Genomic DNA, 21,987 nt, shown 5'->3' with positions numbered 1-21,987 from the left:
TGTGTAGACGTAGCCCAACCCAGGTATCGCTTCTCTAATAAGACAGAGGGGAAAGCAAGAGAATTAATAGTATGAAGGTCAATCATCAAACTGTACCCCTAAATCTACACCCAGCACCTCTTCAATTTTCCGAAGAGTTTCTTCTGCTACACCACCTAATACAGCTTCCGCCTCTAACTGATACCAATAGTTACGGGATATTCCAACTTCTTTGGCCATCTGTGTAACTGGCCGCCCCCTAGCTTCTCTGGCTTGTTTAATGCGATCGCCCAATCCAGGAACATCAACTTCTAGCTTAATAATCCGTCTTACTTTCACAGTCATAGTCATAATTCCAATTCTAAAAGTATATGTTAATTGTCAACTAAACAGTTGACAACTTGTTAATTAACAGATTACACTATTAGGTATAAAGAAAGCGCCCCAGACTGGTAATCGAAGCGCTTTCCGTCCCGTTAGGAACTGATTTATTATGACTTACATTATCTACAGCCATCAACAGCTGCAACTGAAATCGATTGCCCGACTCAAGCAAATCTACAGCGAAATCGCTTGCACAGCCGAAGTAAGCGATAAACGCTGTAAGGATGCCTGGATTTCCGCCATTGTTAACTATCAGGCAAGCAAGGTTCAGAAACTCGCCCCTGCTGCTCCCGACAACCAAGCCCTTGCTCAAGCCGAACTCGACAACTACATCGCTGACCAAGCCCAAGCCATAGCTCCTGAACCCCTCACAATAGTCGAAATCTCGTTTGACCATCACGAATATTACGCTGGTAATCAACTCATAGCCAGCATTACCCATGATGATGACCTAACTCAACCTTGGGTAGTAGTGGTAGAAGGTGTAGAAAAATTCCGCGCTAATACTTATGCAAGATGCTATCGCTTCATTACTTGGCATCACCAGGACACTACACTCAACGAACCCGCCCAAACAAAAACCCTATGCACCTCCGAAAACCTAATCGTGGCGCATATCTTCAACGAGTGCCAGAAGTACGGTTTTGAAATTCTCGATGATGGCATTTACAACAACAAGGGCGTGAAACTGGGGCAAGTCGGATGCACTGACAGGAACTGGTGGGTGAAGAGGCGTTATTCAACCCAGCAGCAGTATTCTAACTCGGTATTTGATGCTGTGCGCTCATTGTCGAGGGTGGACGTGTCTACTGATGGCAAATCTATTTTTGAGGAATATTTTTTAGATCAGCCGTTAGAACAGCTAACTGGCGATAAATTGCAACGGCTGCTGGAGAGAACGGAGTTAGTCACAGCGTAAGGAGTAGGCTTCGCCTGGGAAAAGGGTAAAAGGTAAATTTCTTCATTCCTTTCCCTTTACCCTTTGCCTAATTATTTATTCACCAATCCCCATTAAATCAATGCAACCCACAATATCCATTCCCCAACACTGGGGCTACCCTCGCTTTAACTTGGAACAGCGTACACAACAGGGCATCATCCTGGGACTTTATTACTATCCTTCTGGTACAGAGTTAGCTGAACAATTTGATGCTGGCTGGCGTTATGCGCTGATGCCTAATAAGAATTCTGATGAAATATCGTACTTGAAAGAGGATCAAATCCAACCGCTCACACCAGAAGAATTATTCTCAGAAATTACCGCAGAGATTGAGTTTTATGAACAGCAAATTTCTATTCTGCAACAACAGTTAGCCGTATTAACCGGAGGTTTCACAAATGCCTAAAACGGTTGACCCCAGTTTTGACCGCAGAGCCAATCATTTACTGCGTTCGATTCGGCTTTGCGGTGGTTGTGTTCCATTGCATCGTTTGCAATTCCAATTCTCGGATTCAGTCATTCAAACTCTGCTGGATAAAGAACTGGTGCAAGTACAGAATACGGGACGCGGTTTTTTGTTGGAGATTACCGAGGATTTTTAGGTTATTAATCCCAGAGGAAAAAGCATGATTGACTACGTTAACGCACTTAAAACCAGTTGGTATATCTCCCCGCCTTGGGGTCAAACAATTCCGCCCGTTGAGGTAAATTTACTGGAGAGAGTTTACCTGAAAACTACGAGAACATTTGGTTACTGTTCTGGTGTCCAGTGGAAATATGAATGTTGGCTTTATACAATCATTTGTGGTGATGAAATTGCCCACGCTACAGAACATCAAATCATTGGGACTGGTCAATTAGAAGCTCTCACGGTACAAAAACCTGCTTTCGTTTTAGGTCAGAGAATAATCCTTTGTTCTTATGGGGATGACACAAAACAACGGCTGATTTTAGGAGTTGTACTTGTGGATAAGTTTTGGTTTTACCTTGTCGAATTGGTATCGCCAACATTGGCTGAAACACCAACCATACTTAATCGCTTCTCGCTAGTTGGTGAGAAAAGTTTGGTGCGTGTGAATGCCTAAGTAATTTTAAAGCAGACAATTATGATATCTAACTTGATAAGTCACCAAACCAATCATAACAGTAGCCCGTTCAACACAATTCGTCACCTAGACGATAATGGCAATGAATACTGGCTAGCTAGAGAGTTAATGGCATTACTCGGCTACAAAAAGTGGGAACGTTTTGTAGATGCCATTGACCGCGCCAAAATTGGTTGTCAAAACACCGGAGTATCAGTACAAAATCACTTTACCGACGCTGGGCTTTATACTAGGGATGTACCCAGTGACTATCGCCTTTCCCGTTATGCTTGTTATTTGGTAGCGATGAACGGCGACCCTAGAAAACCGGAGATAGCAGCAGCCCAAAGTTATTTTGCTGTCAAAACCTACGAAGCAGAAACCCGTTCTTACTACCAAGCAAAATCAACCGTAGCTCATGAAGCTGCACAGTTAGCTCTGTTGGTGGGTGAATTCGCTGGGTTAGAAAAATCCCTCACCGCCCAGTTAGCTGTTAACGCCGCCACCAGAGTTAATCCTGCACTTAAACCAGCAGCTGATGAACTCAAGTCAGCCATCGCAATTACCAACGTCAGTGATGACGCATACCTCAAGCCTACAGATATTGGCGATCAAGTTGGAATGAGTGCGGTGGCAGTGAATAACTGGTTGGTTCATGCTGGCTTGCAATACAGAACTGATGACAAGAAAATCCCATATCGTCCGACTGACTTAGGTAAGCAATGGGGGCGGATGGTAGCAGCGATCGCCAAAGGTTCAAATCAGACTGTCTTTCAGCTACGGTGGTTGCCAAGCATTACACAATTGTTTAATGAACGCAACTGAGGTGAAACAGTGGAAGAACAGATTGATGAAATTGGTAAAGAGATTAGCCTTGCCTACAGGTTTTATCAAGGTTATGGCTACTTCCTCTCGGCTACTGTTGCCGAATGGTTAGGTGTTGAGTCTTTAGTAAATTGGCAGTACAAAACAATCTTGGATCTGTGTGCAGTCGATTTAATTAGCGATGCTGTTGACAACTTGGGAAATCAACGAGGCAGACGATACCTTTCATACTTCATGCTACATGGAACTTACTCAGGCAGACAAACAGTTTTTGGGGATGGCGTGAATGTAGCTGACATAGAAAGATTGGTCGTTATGATTAACCTGCAAAAAGCAATTGCACCTCAATTTATAAAAGACTTTGAGGTTACGTAACTATGAATAACTGCCCCAAGTGCAAAAGTAAAGAAATTTATAGAAAAGCTCTTGATGATTTAGTAGTTTATTGCGATTGCTGTCATCACTCTTGGGAAGATAAACAACCGAAAAGACCGATTCTTGAAACTAGCGTTTACATGAGCCGAGGAGCAATGAAGGGTAAACATAATGTGACAGTTTGGTACTGTCGTACTGACCCAGAACGTTATTCTTTTTCTCTAACCTACGGTGGTGGAGTTTGTAGCTTTGAAGAGTTTTCGGAAGACCCATATCTAAGTGGCAGTTATACCACCCCAGAAGAAGCATTAGAAGCAGGTATCGCAGAGGTGAAAAGTGATGAATAAGTTCTCAAACTCAAAGCCTACGTAATTGCCCAAGAAATAGAGATAGTCAATCAAATTAGTTGGAAATCAGCGATTATTTCACACATCTCATAAAAAAAGTATGGAAATTGGATTGTTTGAAAGCGATGCACTTATTGAGAGATTAGCGAAAAGATTCTTGGCAATTCAAGGATATATAGTACCTGAATCTTATCGAATGCAATCAGAGAAAAACCACCCTAAAAGTAAAGTTGCTGTTGCAATGGCTCTAGCTGCTATTAAAGAATTGAAATTGATTTTATCTCAATATGAAAAGGATGAATAAAATGAATAAACAAGAGTGGCTGATTCTTGGACAAACACTATTTGGACAAGACAAGATGCAATGGAAATTTAAGTGTCCATGTTGCGGTCACATTGCTTCTACCCAAGATTACAAAAAAGCTGGCGCTCCATCTTCTGCCGCAGGATTTTCTTGTGTAGGACGATGGATGCCAGTTTGTAAAGATGCTTTCGATGATAAGGATAAGCGCAAGATTCCTTGTAATTACGCTGGCGGCGGATTAATTAACCTTAATCCCGTTGATGTTGATGGAATTAAAGTTTTTGAATTTGGGGTTTGAGGCACAAGATATGGAAGCCATAGTCACAGTAGTTGAAAAAGTTGCATCTGTTGCCCATATTAATATCCCCGATAGCCTATCAGTTGATGGAATCAGGCAACACATTGTTGGCTACTACAACAGTGGAGAAATGCAAGCAGATTTGAATATTTACCAAGTAGATTTTGAATCTATTAGCGCTCACATTGGTTCAAAAATCAATATTACTTGGCATCAAGGAGATACTTCTTGTGCAACCCGTCCTTATTACTTTTGCAAACTTGGAAGATTTACTTTGACTCTGTTATCTGTTAACTGACACAGAGCAAAACTTAACTCGTACAGAAGTTTATTTTGGGCATCAGAAGCAACTTATTTGCACATCAGAAAAGGAGATATCCAAAGAATTGGCAACAGTTGAACTCCAAAATTTCTTAAGTGGATTGGCTGTTGAACTTCAGATTTTAAGCCACATTGAATTTCCAGAACAAGTTTGAAAATAACAGGAGTTAAACATGAGGCTAACAACATTAGAAGGTCAATACCAGTGCATCGTGATTGACCCTCCCTGGTTCTATCGGCTGAGAAATCAGGATAAAACTCACCGAAACCGCATTAACTACAAACCAATGCACATACAAGAAATATTGTCATTGCCTGTTCCAGACTTAAGCGATCGCACGGGGTCAGTTCTTTGGCTTTGGTACACTAATAATCACATGATTGAAGCCGCACACTGCTTAGAAACATGGGGATTTGAACTCAAAACCATCCTGACTTGGGAAAAAGTTACCAAGGATAACACTAAAACACATCTAGAAGATCGATTCAGTATTCAAGGCTATGACGAAAAATTCGGATTTCTTTTAGGCGCAAGAAGGAAATTGTGCTTGAAATGACCTAAAAATTTGGTTGTCCAGTCTCGCGTTTTATTACTGAATTGGTGTTCTAGGTGTCGGTCATTGGTTGCGGAATTCGACTGAACATTGCGCTTTGGCTGTTCGTGGGAATGTGAAAGCTTTTGCTGGACGAACACTCACAAACGAGTCCACCATCCTGCACTCACCCAGGCGTGAGCATTCACGTAAGCCCGAACAGTTTTTTGAACTTGTAGAAAAGCTGTGTCCTGATATGACCAAACTGGAGATGTTCGCACGTTCGTCTAGAGTTGGCTGGGATTCTTGGGGTGATGAGGCTCTGAAGTTTGATCAGCCTGTTGAGGAACGTGATGGAGATACTTCGTTAAGTGCTTAATTAGAGCTAATTTAAGCACTTAAAGTGTACTGAACCTAGAAAACTAAATATTGAATTCTTCAATGCTAATTTTCTGGCAGATTGTCAGTTGTAGAGGACTGGTATATTTGACGCAATTCATCGACTGTAGTTGCTGTTTTTATCCCATTTCTCACTGCTCTTAATAGTTCAACGTCTTCCAACGATGAAATTTCTGGCACTAGGTTTAATGCTTCAGGGCCAAACTTGAGTTCCAAGCCTAATTTTATTGCTTCTACCAATTCTTCCATTCGGGCAATTCGCTCAAATGATGTCACGTACTGCATACGTTGTTCTGCCTCTAATTGTTCTACTTCCCGTTGAAATTCTCGCTCTAAATCTAATGGTAGCGTCAACATCCAGTCAATAAAAGCCAAAAGGTTAACAACAGCCTCGCGTTCAAACCCTTGCTCATACAACCGACGCACTAAATTCAGTTTTGATTTTTTCCTTTGCGACCTATTACTGCGGGTTTGCACTGCTGCCAAGTGAGCCATTACCACTGTAGCAAAGGGGTTACGACTGGCTTCTAGCTCCGACAACCTTGGTTGATAGTCTAGCAGCTTGATCACAGGAAACTGAAAATCAACCGTACAGCCAAACAATTCATAACCAAATTGATTTGGTCGCCAGTTTATATTCTCATCTCCTAGTACCGCACATGATGCAACAGAGCGATTATAACGGTCAAAAATCCGATAGTTGTATACAAACATACGTTTCGGAAAATCGCTTTCTTCTTGGCTTTGGACTTCGACATGGATCAATAGCCAAGATTCTTCACCTCCAATGCGGTAAATTTTCACCAATTTGTCAATTAATCGCTTTCCTAACTCCGCATCTCTGACTACCTGTTGTAGCTCCTGATCAAGAAATACAAAACCACGACTCCAATCAATTTCACTATGCGCTTGGGGAAAAAAGAACAACATGAAATCTTGGAAATACAACTGTAGTATCTGCTTCCAAGGAGAATCGTATTCAGTTTGGGGTGCTTTATTACTCATGGTCGAAAATCTCAAAGTTTAAAGGGCGCTTTACAACAAAAAGATTACTTTAGTAAGTTTATTCTGAGGGTTTTATGAAATTAACAGATTTTTTGATAGACCTTGGTAATTCTGTTGCTTATTATCCAAAACTAGTTGAAGTCACTGGTGGCGTTTTACCAAATTTGTTTTTATGCCAAATGTATTACTGGTTGGGTAAACAAAAAAATCCTGAAGGTTGGATTTATAAAACTCAAGCCGAGATTGAGAAAGAAACTGGACTGACTCGAAAACAACAAGAAACAGCTCGAAAATTTCTTAAAGCCAGAGGATTACTCCAAGAAAAATATACCGGATGTCCCAGACGCTTAGAGTTTTGGTTGGATAAAGATGCTTTAAATCAACGTTGGTCAGCTTTTATGAACAATCTTGAGCTACCAATTGCAAAAATTACTTCATCTTGGACTCGCAGAGCAAAAAAATCTCAGGATGACGCTGATCAAAAACCCAGCATAATGCCCAATTCGGACAATATAGACAGCACCAATAGTGCAATATGTAATGCCTTAACAGAGCAATATATATTGCCCCAATCATCCAGTACAGAATGCCCCGATAGTACAGGCTATAATGCCTTCCTTGGACATACTATAATGCCTTCTTCGGACAATCTATCTATATATACAAAGAATACTTCAAAGATTACTTCAGAGATTACACACAATGCGCCCCTGGCTTCGCCACCCGCGCCCCCCACCCAAGAGAGTGTGTGTGAAAAAGAAGAACTTGATTTAACAACAAAAGAAATTGAACTTGAAGAACCAACTCCAGAAAAACCAAGCTTAGAAGAACTAACCCCAGAAGAACCAATCCCACAATTACCCACTTCGTTGTTAAAAAAATCCGAGTCTTCGCAACAAACCGATAATCCCTCAAGAGGATCAACTATTGCGGGGGGGTCGTTCGAGAAACGCGAACAAGCGAATAAGCCGCAACTAACCTGTCCCTACAAGACAGCCCGGAATGTAAAAGAACTGATTGATGCTTGGTTAACAGACCCGACTGCTATGAGTGATGATTCTCTACCACTGCTTGTCAGAGAAACAATCAAGTGGAAGTGCTGGGTTTTACCTTGGCGCAATGGAGAGCGAAAGCTGAACAACTTGTACCAGAACTTCAAACCCATAGTCGTGGACTTCTTGGCTGCTGAGTTAGCCACGAAATCGAAACGCTCCGCACAACAGGAAATAGATCATGCGATCGCAGTCCTGAACACCTGGGAGAAAACCAAAGGGGGATGGACGAACCTGATGCAGCGCTATAACCAGGCATTGCAAACAGAAAAACAGCCCCTACCCCAACTGCATATTGCTACGACAAAAAGACCAAGCAACACCACTAGCATCACGCTCGAAGATGCTTTAGCACAAGACCGAATGCGCCGTCAGCAAGAGCAATCCATTCGGGTTCCATCCAATGGGTATCAGCACAGCCCACAAATGCTGGAGCTAAAGGCAAAACTTCAAGCCAAAGCAAATGAGCCAAAAGTTCCGAGCAACACCAGACCATCTTCCACGAATTTGCGAGAAGTTGAAGCGCAGTTAAAATTAGCACTAAGAGCATGACTATGTACAGCAATCAAGACAACGTAGTTTCTTTTGCCCCCGATCGAAATCAAGTCAACTTGCCCCCACAAAACATCGAGGCGGAAGTTGCGATTTTGGGCGGGATTATGCTTGATCCAGAAGCGATGACTAGAATCAGCGATCGCCTAATAACCCAAGCCTTCTACATCAGCGCCCACAAAGATATTTATCAAGCCGCAGTCCAACTTCATGCTACATATCAACCCACAGATTTACTAAGCGTCACCGCATGGTTGGCTGACCACAATTTGCTCAATCGCATTGGTGGCAGAAACAAATTAGCGACTCTGGTAGACCGCACTGTATCAGCTGTCAACATCGATGCTTTAGCTGATCTGGTGATGGAGAAATATCGACGACGGCAGTTAATTAAAGCTGGGAACGAAGTTGTCAAACTCGCTTACGAAACAGAAACTGAACTACCGCTTGTATTAAATCTTGCTGAGGCGGAAGTTTTCGGCGTTACCCAAAATCAAAGCGATGAACGCTGCAAGGTTTTCTCAGCGCAAGACATGGGCATTGAACTTTTTCAAAAGCTGGAGATGGGCAATATGGCAGGCGACAAAGTTGGTTGGTACGACCTCGAAAATATCACCGATGGCATTTATCCCAGTAGCTTGGTTGTAGTGGCTGCTGAATCTCACATGGGGAAAACTCACTTTATGATTTCTTACGCTTACGAAATCATGACCAAACTTGGAAAACCAGTTCTGTACGTTACTCCAGAAATGGATAAGAATCAACTCAATGCCCGAATGCTGGCCCGAATCACAGGCGTAGACGCTTCTATGATTCAAACCAATACTCAATGCTACTGGGAACAAATAGCACAAGGCATAGGACAAATGGTGGAACTGCCTTGGAAGGTTTACGAGCATTCCTCCCCTACAACCACAATGATTGCAAGTGCAGTGCGCCGTGCTATTGCCGAATTTGGCGGTTCTATTGGTGCTGTGTTTATTGATTACTTACAGCAGATTCCTCTGGAGTCCGGTGGGAATATGGCCTTTGAAGTCGGCAAGATTACCCGCCAGATTCGGGACATTGCCAAGTCTCACAAAATCTCTGTTTTCTTAGGCTGTCAAATCAATCGGGGCAATCAAACAACGGCTGATAAACGCCCCAATCGTCATTTACTTCGCAACTCTGGTGAAATCTTTGAGGTTTGTGACCAGTTGATTATGCTTTACCGGGATGCCGTGTATACGAAAGACCCAAGCGACCGCACTATCGAGTTGATTGTTGAGAAAAACAGGCTTTACGGTAAGCTCGGCACTGCAACGATGTTGTGCGATTTATCGACCTCGAAATTTTTGAACTTGGCGAGATAATTTACAGCCAGATCCAGCAATCGCGGCTATTTTGGAGAGCGATTGCCTAGCACTACTATGCAGACAATCGCTTCTCATTATTTCTGCTGCTGGAAAATGTACATTTGCTGGTTATAGTTAGCTTTCGTTAAGCAATCACAGTAATATTTGTACTACTAAGCTGTGCATTATTGGATAACTGGGCTATTTGAACTTGTGCTGTACCACCCAATCCATCTTTATCAAAGAATAAGTTACCCGTAGTTTGATTGTAGATGAAGCGATCGCTTAGTGCTGTAGCGATCGTACCAAGTCGGAATAAGCCCGAATCGAGTATCGTATCCTGAGATTGGCTCAGTACAAATTCTGCCTTAGAAATGAAGATAGTATCATCTCCAACAGTAAAATCAGTGATGATATCATAGCCTCCAGTGCGGGTATCAGTCAGATATAAGCTATCTCGCCCACTTTCACCAGTCAACACATCTCGACCAATTCCACCACTTAGCACATCGTCACCCACACCGCCCAACAAGGTGTCATTGCCTAAGTTACCATAAAGGCTATCGTTACCATCTCCTCCGTTCAAGATGTTAACACCAGTATTTCCCGTCAGCATGTTATCAAGGCTGTTACCAGTACCATTGATTGTCGTGCTTCCAGTCAGGATCAACTTCTCTAGGTTATCTCCCAAGACCCAATTTACCGAAGAGTTGACTAAATCTGTGCCTGCACTGGCGGATTCAACAATAGTATTGCCGATGGTGTCTACAGTATAAGTGTCATTGCCTTTACCACCAATGAGGCTATCGTTACCTGTACCACCATCTAAGAAATCATTTCCATCACCACCATAAAGTGTCGTTATCACCTAGTCCGTTGAGCGTGTCATTGTCCTGCAATCCTGAGATAATATCCCTGTTCACCGTACCAGTCAAGTTGTCCGCTACTATTGTGCCATTAATCACATTAGTACTAACTACTGCCAGTGTAAAAATATCGCTGACAGTTGCCGTTCCATCACTGGCGATCGCTTTAATATTGAGGCTACCAACGTTGTCATTTGTGGGAGTACCACTGAAGGTAGTACCGTTGAAGGTTAACCAACTGGGAAGTGAGTCACCATTTTCTAATGTGGCGCTGTAGGTAAGGTTATCTCCTGCATCCACATCGGCGAAGGTATTTGCTGGAAGAGCGAAGCTGAAGGCAGTGTCTTCTGTCGCTGTTTGGTTAGTAATGGGGTTGGCAACGACTGGGGCATCATTCACCGCCGTAATATTAATATTGCGGGTAACGACGGTACTATTATTAGTCCCATCATTAACCACAAAGCTGACGGTACGAGGTGTAGTACTGGGGTTGTCGCTGCTGTTGGTATAAGTAATAGAACGCAGTGCGGTTTGATAATTCGCAAGGGTGGCACTACCGATTAAGGTTATAAACACCCGTGCTGCTGTTGTAGCTGCCCGTAATCCCATTTTGATTAGGTAAAGGCGAGGGTGTCTTGAGCAGAAATAAAGCCACTGGTAATGCTAACGGTGGCACTAGCCAGATTAGGGGAGTCTACATCGTTGACGGTGATGCCTGAATCAATGACTGTAGTGGCGTTCTCAGTATATGCTAGGGCAGAGTTAGTGGCAGTAGCAACGGGTGCATCATTCACCGCCGTAATATTAATATTGCGGGTAACGACGGTACTATCAGCAGTCCCATCATTGACGACAAAGCTGACGTTACGAGGTGTAGTAGTGGGGTTGTCACTGCTGTTGGTATAAGTAATGGAACGCAGTGCAGTTTGATAATTAGCAACGGTAGCACTGCCAGTTAAGGTTAAAACGCCTGTGCTGCTGTTGTAGCTGCCAGTAATCCCATTTTGGTTGGTGAAGGTGAGGGTGTCTTGACCAAACACGAAACCACTGGTAATGCTGACAGTGGCACTAACTAGGTTAGCGGAGTCTAAGTCGCTAATAATGATGCCTGAGTCGATGGCTGTTGTGGCGTTCTCGGTGTAGGCCAAGGCAGAGATAGAACCAGAGGTGATTACTGTGTTGTTGTAGCGTTGGGCATATATCTCATAACCAGTCTCTTCACAATCCAATAACTCTGTAAAGCTTCAAGAAACTGTATAGTTATTTTCGCGCCCAGATTTGTGTCACACGAGGGATGCCAAACAATGTTGTTTCGTCCTCTGCCAACTCTCTTATTTGCTCTATAGTTTGATTAATCTCTTCTGGTGTTGTTATTCCAGAAGAAATAAAAGCATCAGCTGCCTCTTTGAGTGACAAATCTACTAAACGCTTAGTTTCTTTGTGAACTGCGACAGGCTGCATTAAAAAAATTTCTCGCGTCAGCAAGCCAGCATTTTGAAATATTTGGTAAAGCTTGCTTCCCATACAAAAGTGCTGGCTACGAGTGTTACCTAGTCTAAGGAAAAGCTCAAAACAACGGTCGTAGCTAGGGTTAGCAGGTTGACAAAAAGCAGTGCTAAAGTCGGCTTCCTCACACACTAACAATCCATTCGGCTTGAGTAGTGCCAGCATTTGTTCCAGTGCATCTGTAGGGCGAGTCAGATGGATTAGCAAAAAGCGGCAGTAAACTAGGTCAAAGGAGTTATGAGGTAATCCTGTATTGTAAGCGCTGCCCAAGACAAATTTTACATTGCTCAAGCCAAGTGCGTCTGCATTTCCTCGTGCCTGTTCTACCTGCTCTGTACTCACATCTACACCAATAACTGAACCGTTGAATCCAACTTGTTTGCCTAACCAAGTGGAAACACTTCCAATACCGCAACCAATGTCAGCTATATGCATTCCTTCGCAGAGTCCAACTCGCGCAAGTAAAAACTCTGTATATGGCTTATGGATTTGGTGAAGAATTTGCAATCGATTTGCACCTTCTTTTCCAGTGGCTAGTGTATAACGGTCATCATATATCATTTTTTATTCATCTTGGAACTGCTTGACTTAACTAATTATTCTTAAATCTATATGAAGAATTAGAGCATTTTTAAATCTTGTAATTCGTAATTAGGAGATTTAATCACCTATTAAAAGCCTTACAATTACCAGTTATATTAATAACGTCTACAGCATTTCTATTTTGAGATTCAGTTTGTTTGATGCTGTAATTAATTTTCAGTGTATTGTCTCCTAATGTATTGTGCTCTTTAATCGCTGTGTTTAAGGTAGGTGCATTCAGATTATTTTCTAGAGTCACACCCTGATTTATTTTGGCAATAACAGAGTTTTCAGATAAAGTCTGGTAGTCATTATGGTTAATATCTATTTATATAAAGGTCGTGACTACCGTATCAGAACTTGATACAAAATGACGAAATGTTCCGTGGTCACTACCAAACATTGTATAAAAGCTAGCAGCAGTAACTTGGTAAAGAATTAATCGAGATAAAGCGATCGCGTAGGGAATGTAGTTAAAGCCATATTTTCTGACATTTTCACCAACAGGTGACATAATAAAAAAGCTGCCTAAATCACAGCCAGCTTTTTTATTAGGGTGAAATAAAAAACGCTAAGGCTTATCCACAGCAACACACCGGTATGCAGGCTATTATTAACGGTTTTTTCTTATCTACAGCATATCTATTTTGAAATGGAGTTTGTTTAGTGTTGTAATTAATTTTCAGTGCATCGTCTCCTAATGTATTGTGCTTTTTAATCGCTGTGTTTAAGATAGATGCATTCAGATTATTATCTAGAGCTACATCCTGATTGATTTTGGCAATAGCAGAGTTGCCAGACAAAGCTATTGCAAATGTATTGCGCTTTTTAATCGCTGTATTTAAAGTAGGTGTATTCAGATTATTATCTAGAGCTACATCCTGATTAATTTCGGCAATAGCGGAGTTTCCAGACAAAGCTATTGCACCAACGATTACGACTCCTAATTTACCCAATTTCCAAACATCCATAATTGCATTCCGCCTTTTTTACCAATTCTAAATATTCTTTGACATCAATTAACTAGAGGATTTCGCTACCAGCGAGCAACTAAACGTTTACATAGTTTTGTTGAACCTTTGGTGGCTTTCTATACAAATATATGCAATTGACCCTAACTTGTCGTCCCCTAAAAGTTGAAACTTTTGCTCAATAGATTGATTGATAAATCAGTCCATCTTAAAATGGAATGTTGGCTCCAACTAAAGTTGGAATCCAAATTTCAACTTTAGTACAATTTCCTACAAGTCAAGGAAACAGGATTTGGGCTTGACCACTTTAGAAGTTATATTTTGAATGTGATTAATCGGGGAGTAGCGATCGCCCAATGCCCAATACTCGATGCCCCCACTTAAATTACTAGTGGGGTTAATTTTGGGATTCTAGAGGTGTGTACTGCCTTAGCAGGAAATGTATCATCAATTGGCTGTAGGCGATTGTAGCGGGGGTAGCAAGCGCGATCGCCCATCCATCTCCCTTCCTCTCTCAGAATGATTATCAAGTTTATTGTCTTTACCCAATGGCGCAGATATAGTGGATATTTGTCTGGGACAATTAGGAAAAATTAGTGACATTAACTTATTCAGAAAAACACGGGATAAATTTGCTTTATCACAGAAATTTTTAGGAGATAAAGCCTATATAGGAGACCATGCCATTGCCACCCCACATAAAAAACTCAGTAAAGCTGAAATTTCGGAATTACATAAACAGGAAAATCGACAATTATCATCCCGCAGAATTGGTATAGAACACATAATATATCGAGTAAAAATATTTCGCGTAGCTAGTGAGCGATTCCGTTTATTTCTTCATCACTATAATCAGGTAATTATGACAATTTGTGGATTAGTTAGACTCCGCTTGAACTGTTCATATATTTTAACTATTAATCCTCCTTATTATCCTTAAAAAAATGATTCAATTATCCACTATCTTTTATTTATAAACTACTAATTTAGTATAATTAAACCCCTTGGATACTCATTCTTTAGTTTTTGCTCATCCAGCGATCGCCTTCTAACAATTCTCCCTCAAACTCTCTCATGGCAAGCGTTTACCATTTCTGGATAAGTCTATTTCAACTAACTGATAACTGATCTTTATGTTCCTTGCTTTGAACTGTGAGTTAGCGCACCTGTTAGAGTCGCAAATAGACCACCACTACCAAAACCATCGGCACTGCTTGTGGATTTAAAGAACAACTGCCATTGGTGTCAAGTTAAGGCAGAAGCCCAAGTGTCAAGCGAGGTTGCGGCATTGCGTCGGTGTCGCTGACGCACTGCTTTTACCAAACCCATAGAGCGGTGATGCTCAACTAACCAAGGAATAAGTTGAAGTTGTGAGTTTTGCAAGAGTGCGCGATGGAAAAAATATAAACTGCGGAAAACCATTTCCACAGAAATTCGCTCTATTGGTTGTTGCAAAGCGACAGCGACATCAGCACATAAATCATTGAGAACAGCATAAAAAATCCATGTAGCAAAAAAAAGCATCTGTACACCATTATTGCCACCAACCCAGAGATAGGACAAACCCAACAATCTTTTTGTGAGTAAAAATGCATCTTCGATTTGCCAACGTCGGCGATACAACTCACAAACTGATTGTGGTGAAAGTTGTTGTGGGTCAAGGACATTGGTTAAGTAATGATACCAAGTCTTTCCCCAAAGTACAGATACTTGTCGCATCGGGTAGCGACAAGGATCAGTATGGTGAAGACCCATTTGAATGATTTCGTCTTTGTAATGAGAACCACTAGAAAGTACGCGCACAACTTGATAGCGCACCTTGGCTTTTTGTCTGGTTAAAACATATTTTCTGGCTTCAGTTAGGGTATCAAACCACTCAAATCCATAGAAGCCCATATCTGTTATCAGTAAACCGCCCACTGGTAAGCGTACTTGTAGTTCTTGCCACCACTTGGTTTCGTTACGTTTGGCATCGCCATCGAAAAACGCTGCCACCGGGCGATGGCTGAATGCTTCCACCACCATCAACATCTTCCCACCCAACACTGCGTTTGTTTTTTCTTGGAGTTGTCCTAAATGTTTTTTGACTGCTTCTAGAGTTGATGCATCCGCTATCCATACTGCACTGAACTCTTCAACCACCGATGACCACCGGGGGTCAACTTCTGTAGGTTTTTTCTTGGCTGCTAGGCGCTCTATTACTTGCTCAAACAGTCCAACAAACAGCTTCGCTGGCAAGCTCTCAAGGCGATTAGTTGTTGCTTGCCGACTCACAGACATTGCCTCTACCCACAATAATCCTTCAACTTCTAGGCAGCGCAGCACATCTGTTAAATAATTTATTTGTCGATACACCAAACTTAGCACTATTGCTGCCATCACTGGTAGCGTTAGTACCCGCGATGCCTACGGTGGGCTGCGCCTACGCAAATTCCGCTGTTTGTCTTTTACATCTTTGAGATTGGCAAATGTCCCTGGAGTTACTAGTTCAATCAATCGTGATTCTATCTCTTGAGTTGTTGGGGCTGGGCAACTTACCCGATGTCGAAAATCTGGATTCCCTTGTTTTTTACGTGGCTTACTCATGGCTCAAATCAACACCCTTGTGTTGAGTTTAGCCATTAAGTTTTACCCACTTGACAAGTCTCCTTTTTTCTTAACTTGACACTAATGGCATCCTGCCCGCCCTGATAATGCAAGTTGTAGACGGAACAGCTTAGACGACTTTACAAAAAAAGGGAATAGGAAACAGGGAACAGATAAAAAAACTAAAGTTTCAGAGTTTAAAGCTCAGTCAAAAAAAAGATGTTTTTGAGCGGAGAGGGCAACGAAAAAAACAGTGTCAATATTTCAATCTCATGTTTACGTAAAAACATGAGTTTTTCCTGTTCCCTCTGAATTTGAGGTTTTTAAAAGCATTTTTAGCCTCTGCTTGCGGCTGGCGATCGCCTACGGCGGGAGAAACAGCGCCATCGCTCAAAAGAAGAATAGTGGTTATGTTGTAATTATGCTTTGAATCATAATGTGAGAAAAATTTTGATCCATAAATTAGAAAAGAGTTAACGAAAATTCAGGCTTTTGCGCTAATCACAAATTAAAACTTTGAATCAAATTATGAGTGAGAGTTGAAATTCTGAATCATAACTAGAGAATGAGTTGAAAAAACACAATTGGACAAAACTTGCACAAAAAATCCTTGACAAAATTGTTCTAACTTAAACTTTCAATTCAAAATATGGGTTCTTGGCAACTTTTGGTGATCCTGGTTGGGGTAAGGCAGAAGGCAGACGGCAGAAGGAAGAGGAAGGAAAAATTCCCACAATTGAAGCCCAGCATGGATTATAGAACATCTGCATCACTTGAAAGCCGTAAGCGATCGCAAGAGTGAAGTCACAAATCCCACGCCCGGAAAAAAACGTTTTAAACCCTTCTGCCCTCTGCCTCCTGCCTTCTGCCTTAAAGCGCGTAACCTTTAATCATCACCAAAATCTGACAAGAACCAAAATATGCTTCAAATACCCATGTTATGGTTCAAAATTTTTGTTTTAGTAGATATCTGAGTAAAAATCAAATATTTCATTGTCCAAGCGTTCACGAAGTGTGCCGCAGGCATCGCTTGTGGGTGAAAATCATCTTGAAGAAGATCAGGAAAAACTACGGTTTTCAACGTAGACGAGGTTTATTGTCAATAGGCTGGGTGTAATTCTGATCGCAAGGCATCGCCCTTACGGGATGTTACCCTCTTGACCATTAATCACATCGTTGGATTTATCAAAACCCACGATGTTATTGTTTAAGTCAAAAATGGGTTTCCTAACTCCATGATATGTTTGACAATATTACTCCGGTTGGTAACAAGCCAATCTTTCTCTTGTGCGATCGACATTAATGATGGATGAGGTTCAAACACTACAGGTTTTCCAACGATCTCAAGGAGCGCCGTATCAGTTATTGAATCACCTATGGCGAGGGATTCCTCCAGATTTACACTCCAATCCTTAACCATCTGTAGAAAAATAGAATACTTTTTGCCGAGAGATCCTGAAAAGAGATTTACTTTTCCAGTGTACTTACCTTGGTGAGTGGCGAAAATTGAGCCTTGGTATTTTGAAATCCCAAACTCCTCAGCTAGGCAACACACGATTTCATCCGGGCTACCTGAAATTAATACAAGGGAATATCCCTGGCTGTTGAGAATGTCGATAAGTTTCGGAACGAAAGGGAATAGTTTGGTTCGTTCTTGCTGCCATACTTGCCTAGCAATACGCTGCATTACAGTTTGTGATATCCCTGCAATCGCCTCTGCAAAGAGATTATAAGCGGTAGTTGCCATGATCTGGAAGTCAATTTCATTAAGGTGATATTTTTCGACTACTTTAAAAATATCCTCGATCTTTGATTTATCACTAATACCATTTGCTGTTAATGCTTGTAGTAACTGAAGCCCTAAAGCACCAGGGTAGAGAGTTCCGTCAATATCTAAGGCAGCAACTTTCATATCGTTCCTTTGTATATTATTCCCTGATAACGGCAGCAGTGTACTTAAGAGCGAGTAGCGCGAAGATGCTAGTGAGAATAGGCACATCATAAGGTATGGGTCGGGGAGCTACTTGATCTGGTATAGAGACGAATTTTCCTTCTTCATCCTGCTGTAGCATCAGGTAATGTGTACCTCGCCTTAATGTTTCGGCATCACCAAGGCTGCTTAGAGCAATCAGGGTATATGAGGTACTGATAACATCGCTTGCGTCACCTAATTGATGACCCCAACCGCCATCGCTGTTTTGAGATTTACGCAGGTAGTCTAATGCTTTCGCTTCTGCTGTATAAATACTTTCTAAAAGCTGCGCTGATCGAACAACTTTACAGGTACGCATTGCTAACACTGAACGGAAAATCGCCTGTGCTTCGCTCAGACTCCAGCTCCTTTCAAAATAACCGTCGAACTTTTGTTGGCTAATGATGTAGCGCAGTCCTAACTCGAAGACGTTTGTATACTCAGTACAGCGAGGAGCCAACGCGTTAAGAGCTGCTGCTGTCATGGTAATTTCAGAGGAATTACCACGCACAAAGGTAGGAAATCCACCATCTTCATTCTGAATAGCGAGAAGGTACGCCTCCCCTTTTGAAATGTATTCTTTGTATTTGTCAACCTCAAGTGCCTGTAAAAACTCTACACAGAAAGAAGTATCATCTACGTCAGTCTGACTTGTACCCTCTGCATATGACCATCCGCCATCTGATTGCTGTTGTCTCACTATGTACTCAGCCATTTGTAATAGAGTCTCTATGTCAGCTCCACTATCTGTTAACGCTACTCCAGCAGTTGCTGTACAGAAAATCTCAAAACTAGCAATAAAAGGGAAACCGCCATCTGAGTTTTGACAACTTAGCAAATTGTTAATTCCCTTTAAAACTACATGGTGGTGTTCTGGAAACTTCTGAAGTGCCAATAAGATGATAATATTGGCTAAAACGTGTTTTTCCCAAATCGAGTTATTATTCTGCGTTGCCAGTAGAAATTCTACGTCATCATGGTTTATCCACTTTCGGTAGTTTAAACCAAAAGCGTATAGAACTTTGAGAGCGCATATTTCAGCTGCAACCCAACTTTGATAACCTTGATAAAAGAAGTGTTCTATCTGATACTGGTTGTCATACGGCATTACCTCTAGTTCTGCTAGGATTGCACTGAACAGCACGCGCTTACGGCTTGCCGTAAAATGCTGAAAGCCTGTCATATAATCTTCACCAACTTGTGCATCTTCAGGTATACTTTTACGCAATGCTCCAAAAATTAGAGCCTTGTGGAACTTGTTATTATGCTCTTTATCAAGTTGAGTAGTTAAATAGTGAGTGAGTTGATACTGACAATTTGGATATATTTCTTGGATAGTAAGCAAGTGGAGCATCAATGAGGATTCAAGTACACGGCTCTTGCAAACATCTCTAACAGATCCGTCTGTTTTCACTTGGTCTTTTAGATAGCGTGTAAGTTTCTTCTGGCAGTCTATAACTTGACCACGCAATTCTGGCTCACCCAGTATTAAAGGTTGCAAAACAGAAGAGCTGACTATAGGATTAGAAAATTTTTTAAAAGTTTCCATAGATTTGTCAATAGGTTAGGTGTAATTCTGATCGCAAGGCATCGCTCTTACGGGGTGAAAAATTCAAGCGATCGCGCTGTTCTTCTTCTGTCAACTCTGGAACTTCAACAGCCGTAACCGTAATCGTTGCTGAACCTGGGTCTTCTTACTGAGATTCTTACTGAGAAACATTCTTGTTTACAGCAGCTAGCTGCTGAAGTTGAATCGGTAGATGCGGCAGAGTATGATATTTAATTGAAAAGTTTAGCTTCAGAAACATCTTCTATTGAAAAAGAAGCTGTAAGCCTTGTTTCTTCTTTAATCAAAGATATTTCTAACTTCTGAATCAGATTATAGAGGCATACAGCTAATCTCTAATGTGTAAGCTGGTGATTTTTTGACTAAAGACTTGTGCGGTAGTGTTATGGATAAATTCTGACTGTACTGCTGCCACTTCAGTTTACCTCCAACACCTAGCATCGCAATATTTGCTTTTTTCGGCAAAATTATTCCTGGAATAGTAACCTTCCCAAACGTTAACTCATCAAGCAATATTGCATATAATTTTCCTTTATTAGTGGTGTAGCGTACTCGAATACGTTCTGGAGTTAAATCTTCTGCTCGTATCCAATAGCGTGAGCCAAAGATTGCTTTACCATTCACATTTAGCCATTTACCCAAGCCTTCTAATCTTTCAAACTGTACCTTGGATATTGAACCATCAGCCTTTGGCCCAATGTTCAGCAATAAATTACCATTTTTACTAACAATATCTACAAATAAGTCAACTAGTTCATCTACCGAAATCATGTTCAAATCAGTATCATTTTGGTTATAGCCGAATGAGTAACCTAAACCTCTTGTACTTTCCCATTTATGAGGTTCTATTTGTGTAAGCTGGCTGTACTCAGGTGTGGAAAAGTCAAAGTGCAACCCTAACTGACCACCTAAATCAAAACGGTCATTCACTACACCATCGGGTACGCGATTGTAAAAGTAGGCCATAATTTCATTCGCTTGCCCAATAGGGTAGCCAAGATCATTCCATAATATAGATGGCTGATAGCGGTCAATCAATTCGCGCCAATGAGCATTTGCATAGTCTGCATAGGCTTTTTTCTGAATAGTTGCTCCTACCAGCGTGTTGAAGTCTGTGATTGTTGTATCTTTGAAAGACCAATCAAGACCACCAGAATAATACACACCCATCCGCATACCTTCTTGGCGAACAGCTTGTGTTAGTTCGCCTACAATATCGCGTGTTGCCACTCGCCCTGGCTGGTTTCTAGTTTGACTAGGCCACAACAAAAAGCCATCATGATGCTTCGTTGTTAGTACAACGTACCGCGCACCCACTTTAGAAAATAATTTTGCCCATTCTGAGGGGTTCCAATTTGTTATAGCTGCATTGAATCTGGGAATAAAGTCATCATAGGTGAAGGCTTCACTATAGGTTGTACGATGGTAGTTATAGGTAGGGCTGCCCTCAAGTTTCATGGAGTTGTAATACCATTCCGAGTAAGGGTTGTTCTCAAACCAATACTCCCAACCACGCTCTGCAACAACCTTGTTCAATTCCCCAGTTAGTGGTGCATAGGCAGGTACAGAATATACCCCCCAATGGATGAAAATTCCGAGTTTCGCATCCTTGAACCAGTCTGGAACTTCATGGTTCGATAGTGATTCAGTTGTTGGCTCATAAGTTCTTTGTGCAATAGCAACAGAAGTGAACAAATTCAAAAATACTGTTAGAGATAATGTAGCAAACAACAAACGTACTAAAAACTTAATCATTACAAGATTCCTTATTGACAGGGTTCTTAAACTTTAGAACGAAAGTAGACTTAGCAATTTTTAGTCGCTATTTTTATTAACAAGCACTGAATGTTAAGTTTAAGTCTATAAGGGTGTGCAGTTGAGTAAGATACAAAAAACTTGCTGACAAGAGCCGCACTCAATTGATTTTAATTATGCAAAAAATTATGGGCTTCATTGAGTTTGTTGGCTGATTCTTCTAATAAGCGTTGTTCATAAGCATTTCTTGATAACAGCAGTTGGCGGTCAATACCTGTTGAGCCAATGATACATGGAAGTCCAAGAACAACTTCACTGCCAACTCCATAGTTAGAATCTGCTCTAGCCGATACTGGAAATATTTGCTTTTCATCTCGCAGGATGGTATCAACTAATACCAATTCTTTATGAAGCTGCGCTAAATAAGGCTTCAAGAATAAAGTCGTAAG

At 41.4% G+C, this 21,987-nt stretch carries 26 protein-coding genes and 2 pseudogenes; 15 read left to right on the top strand and 13 right to left on the bottom strand.

Going from position 1 to position 21,987, the window contains the following annotated elements; genetic code table 11:
• Nucleotides 1-78: 78 nt before the first annotated feature.
• Nucleotides 79-324 carry a helix-turn-helix domain-containing protein gene (locus tag RMY64_RS30480; protein WP_199345100.1) on the bottom strand — a complete coding sequence of 82 codons (246 nt, stop codon included), beginning with the start codon at nucleotides 322-324 and terminating at the stop codon, nucleotides 79-81.
• A 148-nt stretch (nucleotides 325-472) separates the two neighbouring features.
• On the opposite strand from RMY64_RS30480, the gene RMY64_RS30475 reads away from it, so the two are divergent.
• The 12 genes from RMY64_RS30475 (at nucleotide 473) to RMY64_RS30420 (ending at nucleotide 5,770) form a co-directional block, all read left to right on the top strand.
• Nucleotides 473-1,282, top strand: a complete 810-nt coding sequence (locus RMY64_RS30475) for a hypothetical protein (protein WP_322701964.1) — start codon at nucleotides 473-475, stop codon at nucleotides 1,280-1,282.
• A 100-nt stretch (nucleotides 1,283-1,382) separates the two neighbouring features.
• On the top strand, nucleotides 1,383-1,709 hold the full coding sequence (locus RMY64_RS30470; protein WP_322701963.1) for a hypothetical protein: 327 nt from the start codon (nucleotides 1,383-1,385) through the stop codon (nucleotides 1,707-1,709).
• On the top strand, nucleotides 1,702-1,905 hold the full coding sequence (locus tag RMY64_RS30465) for a hypothetical protein (protein WP_322701962.1): 204 nt from the start codon (nucleotides 1,702-1,704) through the stop codon (nucleotides 1,903-1,905). The genes RMY64_RS30470 and RMY64_RS30465 overlap by 8 nt, the downstream gene beginning before the upstream one ends.
• A 24-nt stretch (nucleotides 1,906-1,929) precedes the next feature.
• Nucleotides 1,930-2,388 (top strand): DUF1392 domain-containing protein, encoded by a 459-nt coding sequence (locus RMY64_RS30460; RefSeq protein WP_322701961.1) that lies wholly within the window; start codon nucleotides 1,930-1,932, stop codon nucleotides 2,386-2,388.
• 21 nt (nucleotides 2,389-2,409) lie between these two features.
• The gene (locus RMY64_RS30455; protein ID WP_322701960.1) at nucleotides 2,410-3,213 is read left to right on the top strand and encodes a BRO family protein; all 804 of its coding nucleotides are present in this window, start codon (nucleotides 2,410-2,412) and stop codon (nucleotides 3,211-3,213) included.
• A 9-nt stretch (nucleotides 3,214-3,222) separates the two neighbouring features.
• Entirely contained in the window at nucleotides 3,223-3,588 is a 366-nt protein-coding gene (locus RMY64_RS30450; RefSeq protein ID WP_322701959.1) for a hypothetical protein, read from the top strand.
• Between the two features lie 2 nt (nucleotides 3,589-3,590).
• Nucleotides 3,591-3,935 (top strand): hypothetical protein, encoded by a 345-nt coding sequence (locus tag RMY64_RS30445; RefSeq protein ID WP_322701958.1) that lies wholly within the window; start codon nucleotides 3,591-3,593, stop codon nucleotides 3,933-3,935.
• Between the two features lie 100 nt (nucleotides 3,936-4,035).
• Nucleotides 4,036-4,239: a hypothetical protein gene (locus tag RMY64_RS30440; RefSeq protein ID WP_322701957.1), complete on the top strand. Its 204-nt coding sequence runs from the start codon at nucleotides 4,036-4,038 to the stop codon at nucleotides 4,237-4,239.
• Between the two features lies 1 nt (nucleotide 4,240).
• Nucleotides 4,241-4,537 (top strand): VVA0879 family protein, encoded by a 297-nt coding sequence (locus tag RMY64_RS30435; RefSeq protein WP_322701956.1) that lies wholly within the window; start codon nucleotides 4,241-4,243, stop codon nucleotides 4,535-4,537.
• A gap of 10 nt (nucleotides 4,538-4,547) precedes the next feature.
• Complete coding sequence (locus RMY64_RS30430; RefSeq protein WP_322701955.1) at nucleotides 4,548-4,835, top strand: hypothetical protein; 288 nt, start codon at nucleotides 4,548-4,550, stop codon at nucleotides 4,833-4,835.
• 196 nt (nucleotides 4,836-5,031) lie between these two features.
• On the top strand, nucleotides 5,032-5,415 hold the full coding sequence (locus RMY64_RS30425; RefSeq protein WP_322701954.1) for an MT-A70 family methyltransferase: 384 nt from the start codon (nucleotides 5,032-5,034) through the stop codon (nucleotides 5,413-5,415).
• A 40-nt stretch (nucleotides 5,416-5,455) separates the two neighbouring features.
• Complete coding sequence (locus tag RMY64_RS30420; protein ID WP_322701978.1) at nucleotides 5,456-5,770, top strand: MT-A70 family methyltransferase; 315 nt, start codon at nucleotides 5,456-5,458, stop codon at nucleotides 5,768-5,770.
• 65 nt (nucleotides 5,771-5,835) lie between these two features.
• Here the strand turns inward: RMY64_RS30420 and RMY64_RS30415 are convergent, their stop codons facing one another.
• Nucleotides 5,836-6,795, bottom strand: a complete 960-nt coding sequence (locus RMY64_RS30415; protein ID WP_322701953.1) for a cytosolic protein — start codon at nucleotides 6,793-6,795, stop codon at nucleotides 5,836-5,838.
• Between the two features lie 74 nt (nucleotides 6,796-6,869).
• Between RMY64_RS30415 and RMY64_RS30410 the strand changes: the two genes are divergently transcribed.
• Nucleotides 6,870-8,399, top strand: a complete 1,530-nt coding sequence (locus RMY64_RS30410; RefSeq protein ID WP_322701952.1) for a hypothetical protein — start codon at nucleotides 6,870-6,872, stop codon at nucleotides 8,397-8,399.
• A 2-nt stretch (nucleotides 8,400-8,401) separates the two neighbouring features.
• Nucleotides 8,402-9,751, top strand: a complete 1,350-nt coding sequence (locus tag RMY64_RS30405) for a replicative DNA helicase (protein WP_322701951.1) — start codon at nucleotides 8,402-8,404, stop codon at nucleotides 9,749-9,751.
• A gap of 127 nt (nucleotides 9,752-9,878) precedes the next feature.
• Here the strand turns inward: RMY64_RS30405 and RMY64_RS30400 are convergent, their stop codons facing one another.
• The 6 genes from RMY64_RS30400 to RMY64_RS30375 form a co-directional block, all read right to left on the bottom strand.
• The gene (locus RMY64_RS30400) at nucleotides 9,879-10,601 is read right to left on the bottom strand and encodes a calcium-binding protein (protein ID WP_322701950.1); all 723 of its coding nucleotides are present in this window, start codon (nucleotides 10,599-10,601) and stop codon (nucleotides 9,879-9,881) included.
• Nucleotides 10,576-11,208, bottom strand: a complete 633-nt coding sequence (locus RMY64_RS30395; protein WP_322701949.1) for a putative Ig domain-containing protein — start codon at nucleotides 11,206-11,208, stop codon at nucleotides 10,576-10,578. The genes RMY64_RS30400 and RMY64_RS30395 overlap by 26 nt, the downstream gene beginning before the upstream one ends.
• 5 nt (nucleotides 11,209-11,213) lie before the next feature.
• Nucleotides 11,214-11,828, bottom strand: coding sequence for a hypothetical protein (locus RMY64_RS30390; RefSeq protein ID WP_322701948.1), 615 nt, complete (start codon nucleotides 11,826-11,828; stop codon nucleotides 11,214-11,216).
• A gap of 31 nt (nucleotides 11,829-11,859) precedes the next feature.
• Entirely contained in the window at nucleotides 11,860-12,666 is an 807-nt protein-coding gene (locus tag RMY64_RS30385) for a class I SAM-dependent methyltransferase (protein WP_322701947.1), read from the bottom strand.
• Between the two features lie 349 nt (nucleotides 12,667-13,015).
• Complete coding sequence (locus RMY64_RS30380; protein WP_322701946.1) at nucleotides 13,016-13,201, bottom strand: hypothetical protein; 186 nt, start codon at nucleotides 13,199-13,201, stop codon at nucleotides 13,016-13,018.
• Between the two features lie 64 nt (nucleotides 13,202-13,265).
• Nucleotides 13,266-13,658 carry a hypothetical protein gene (locus tag RMY64_RS30375; protein ID WP_322701945.1) on the bottom strand — a complete coding sequence of 131 codons (393 nt, stop codon included), beginning with the start codon at nucleotides 13,656-13,658 and terminating at the stop codon, nucleotides 13,266-13,268.
• 535 nt (nucleotides 13,659-14,193) lie between these two features.
• Here RMY64_RS30375 and RMY64_RS30370 point away from each other — a divergent pair.
• On the top strand, nucleotides 14,194-14,598 hold the full coding sequence (locus RMY64_RS30370) for a transposase family protein (protein WP_322701944.1): 405 nt from the start codon (nucleotides 14,194-14,196) through the stop codon (nucleotides 14,596-14,598).
• A gap of 305 nt (nucleotides 14,599-14,903) precedes the next feature.
• On the opposite strand, the pseudogene RMY64_RS30365 reads toward RMY64_RS30370, so the two are convergent.
• The 5 genes and pseudogenes from RMY64_RS30365 to RMY64_RS30345 form a co-directional block, all read right to left on the bottom strand.
• Nucleotides 14,904-16,244: pseudogene (locus RMY64_RS30365) on the bottom strand (IS4 family transposase).
• 1,207 nt (nucleotides 16,245-17,451) lie between these two features.
• The gene (locus RMY64_RS30360) at nucleotides 17,452-18,156 is read right to left on the bottom strand and encodes an HAD-IB family hydrolase (RefSeq protein WP_322701943.1); all 705 of its coding nucleotides are present in this window, start codon (nucleotides 18,154-18,156) and stop codon (nucleotides 17,452-17,454) included.
• A gap of 16 nt (nucleotides 18,157-18,172) precedes the next feature.
• The gene (locus tag RMY64_RS30355; protein ID WP_322701942.1) at nucleotides 18,173-19,765 is read right to left on the bottom strand and encodes a prenyltransferase/squalene oxidase repeat-containing protein; all 1,593 of its coding nucleotides are present in this window, start codon (nucleotides 19,763-19,765) and stop codon (nucleotides 18,173-18,175) included.
• Nucleotides 19,766-20,095: 330 nt separating this feature from the next.
• Nucleotides 20,096-21,538 (bottom strand): alpha-L-fucosidase, encoded by a 1,443-nt coding sequence (locus RMY64_RS30350; RefSeq protein ID WP_322701941.1) that lies wholly within the window; start codon nucleotides 21,536-21,538, stop codon nucleotides 20,096-20,098.
• 170 nt (nucleotides 21,539-21,708) lie between these two features.
• A pseudogene (locus RMY64_RS30345) lies at nucleotides 21,709-21,987 on the bottom strand (hypothetical protein); the annotation flags it as partial.

It is taken from the genome of Nostoc sp. DedQUE08, from assembly GCF_034530895.1.
GTDB lineage: Bacteria > Cyanobacteriota > Cyanobacteriia > Cyanobacteriales > Nostocaceae > Nostoc.
Note: the sequence above shows the minus strand (reverse complement) of the source record. Positions and strands in the feature narration are given on the sequence as shown.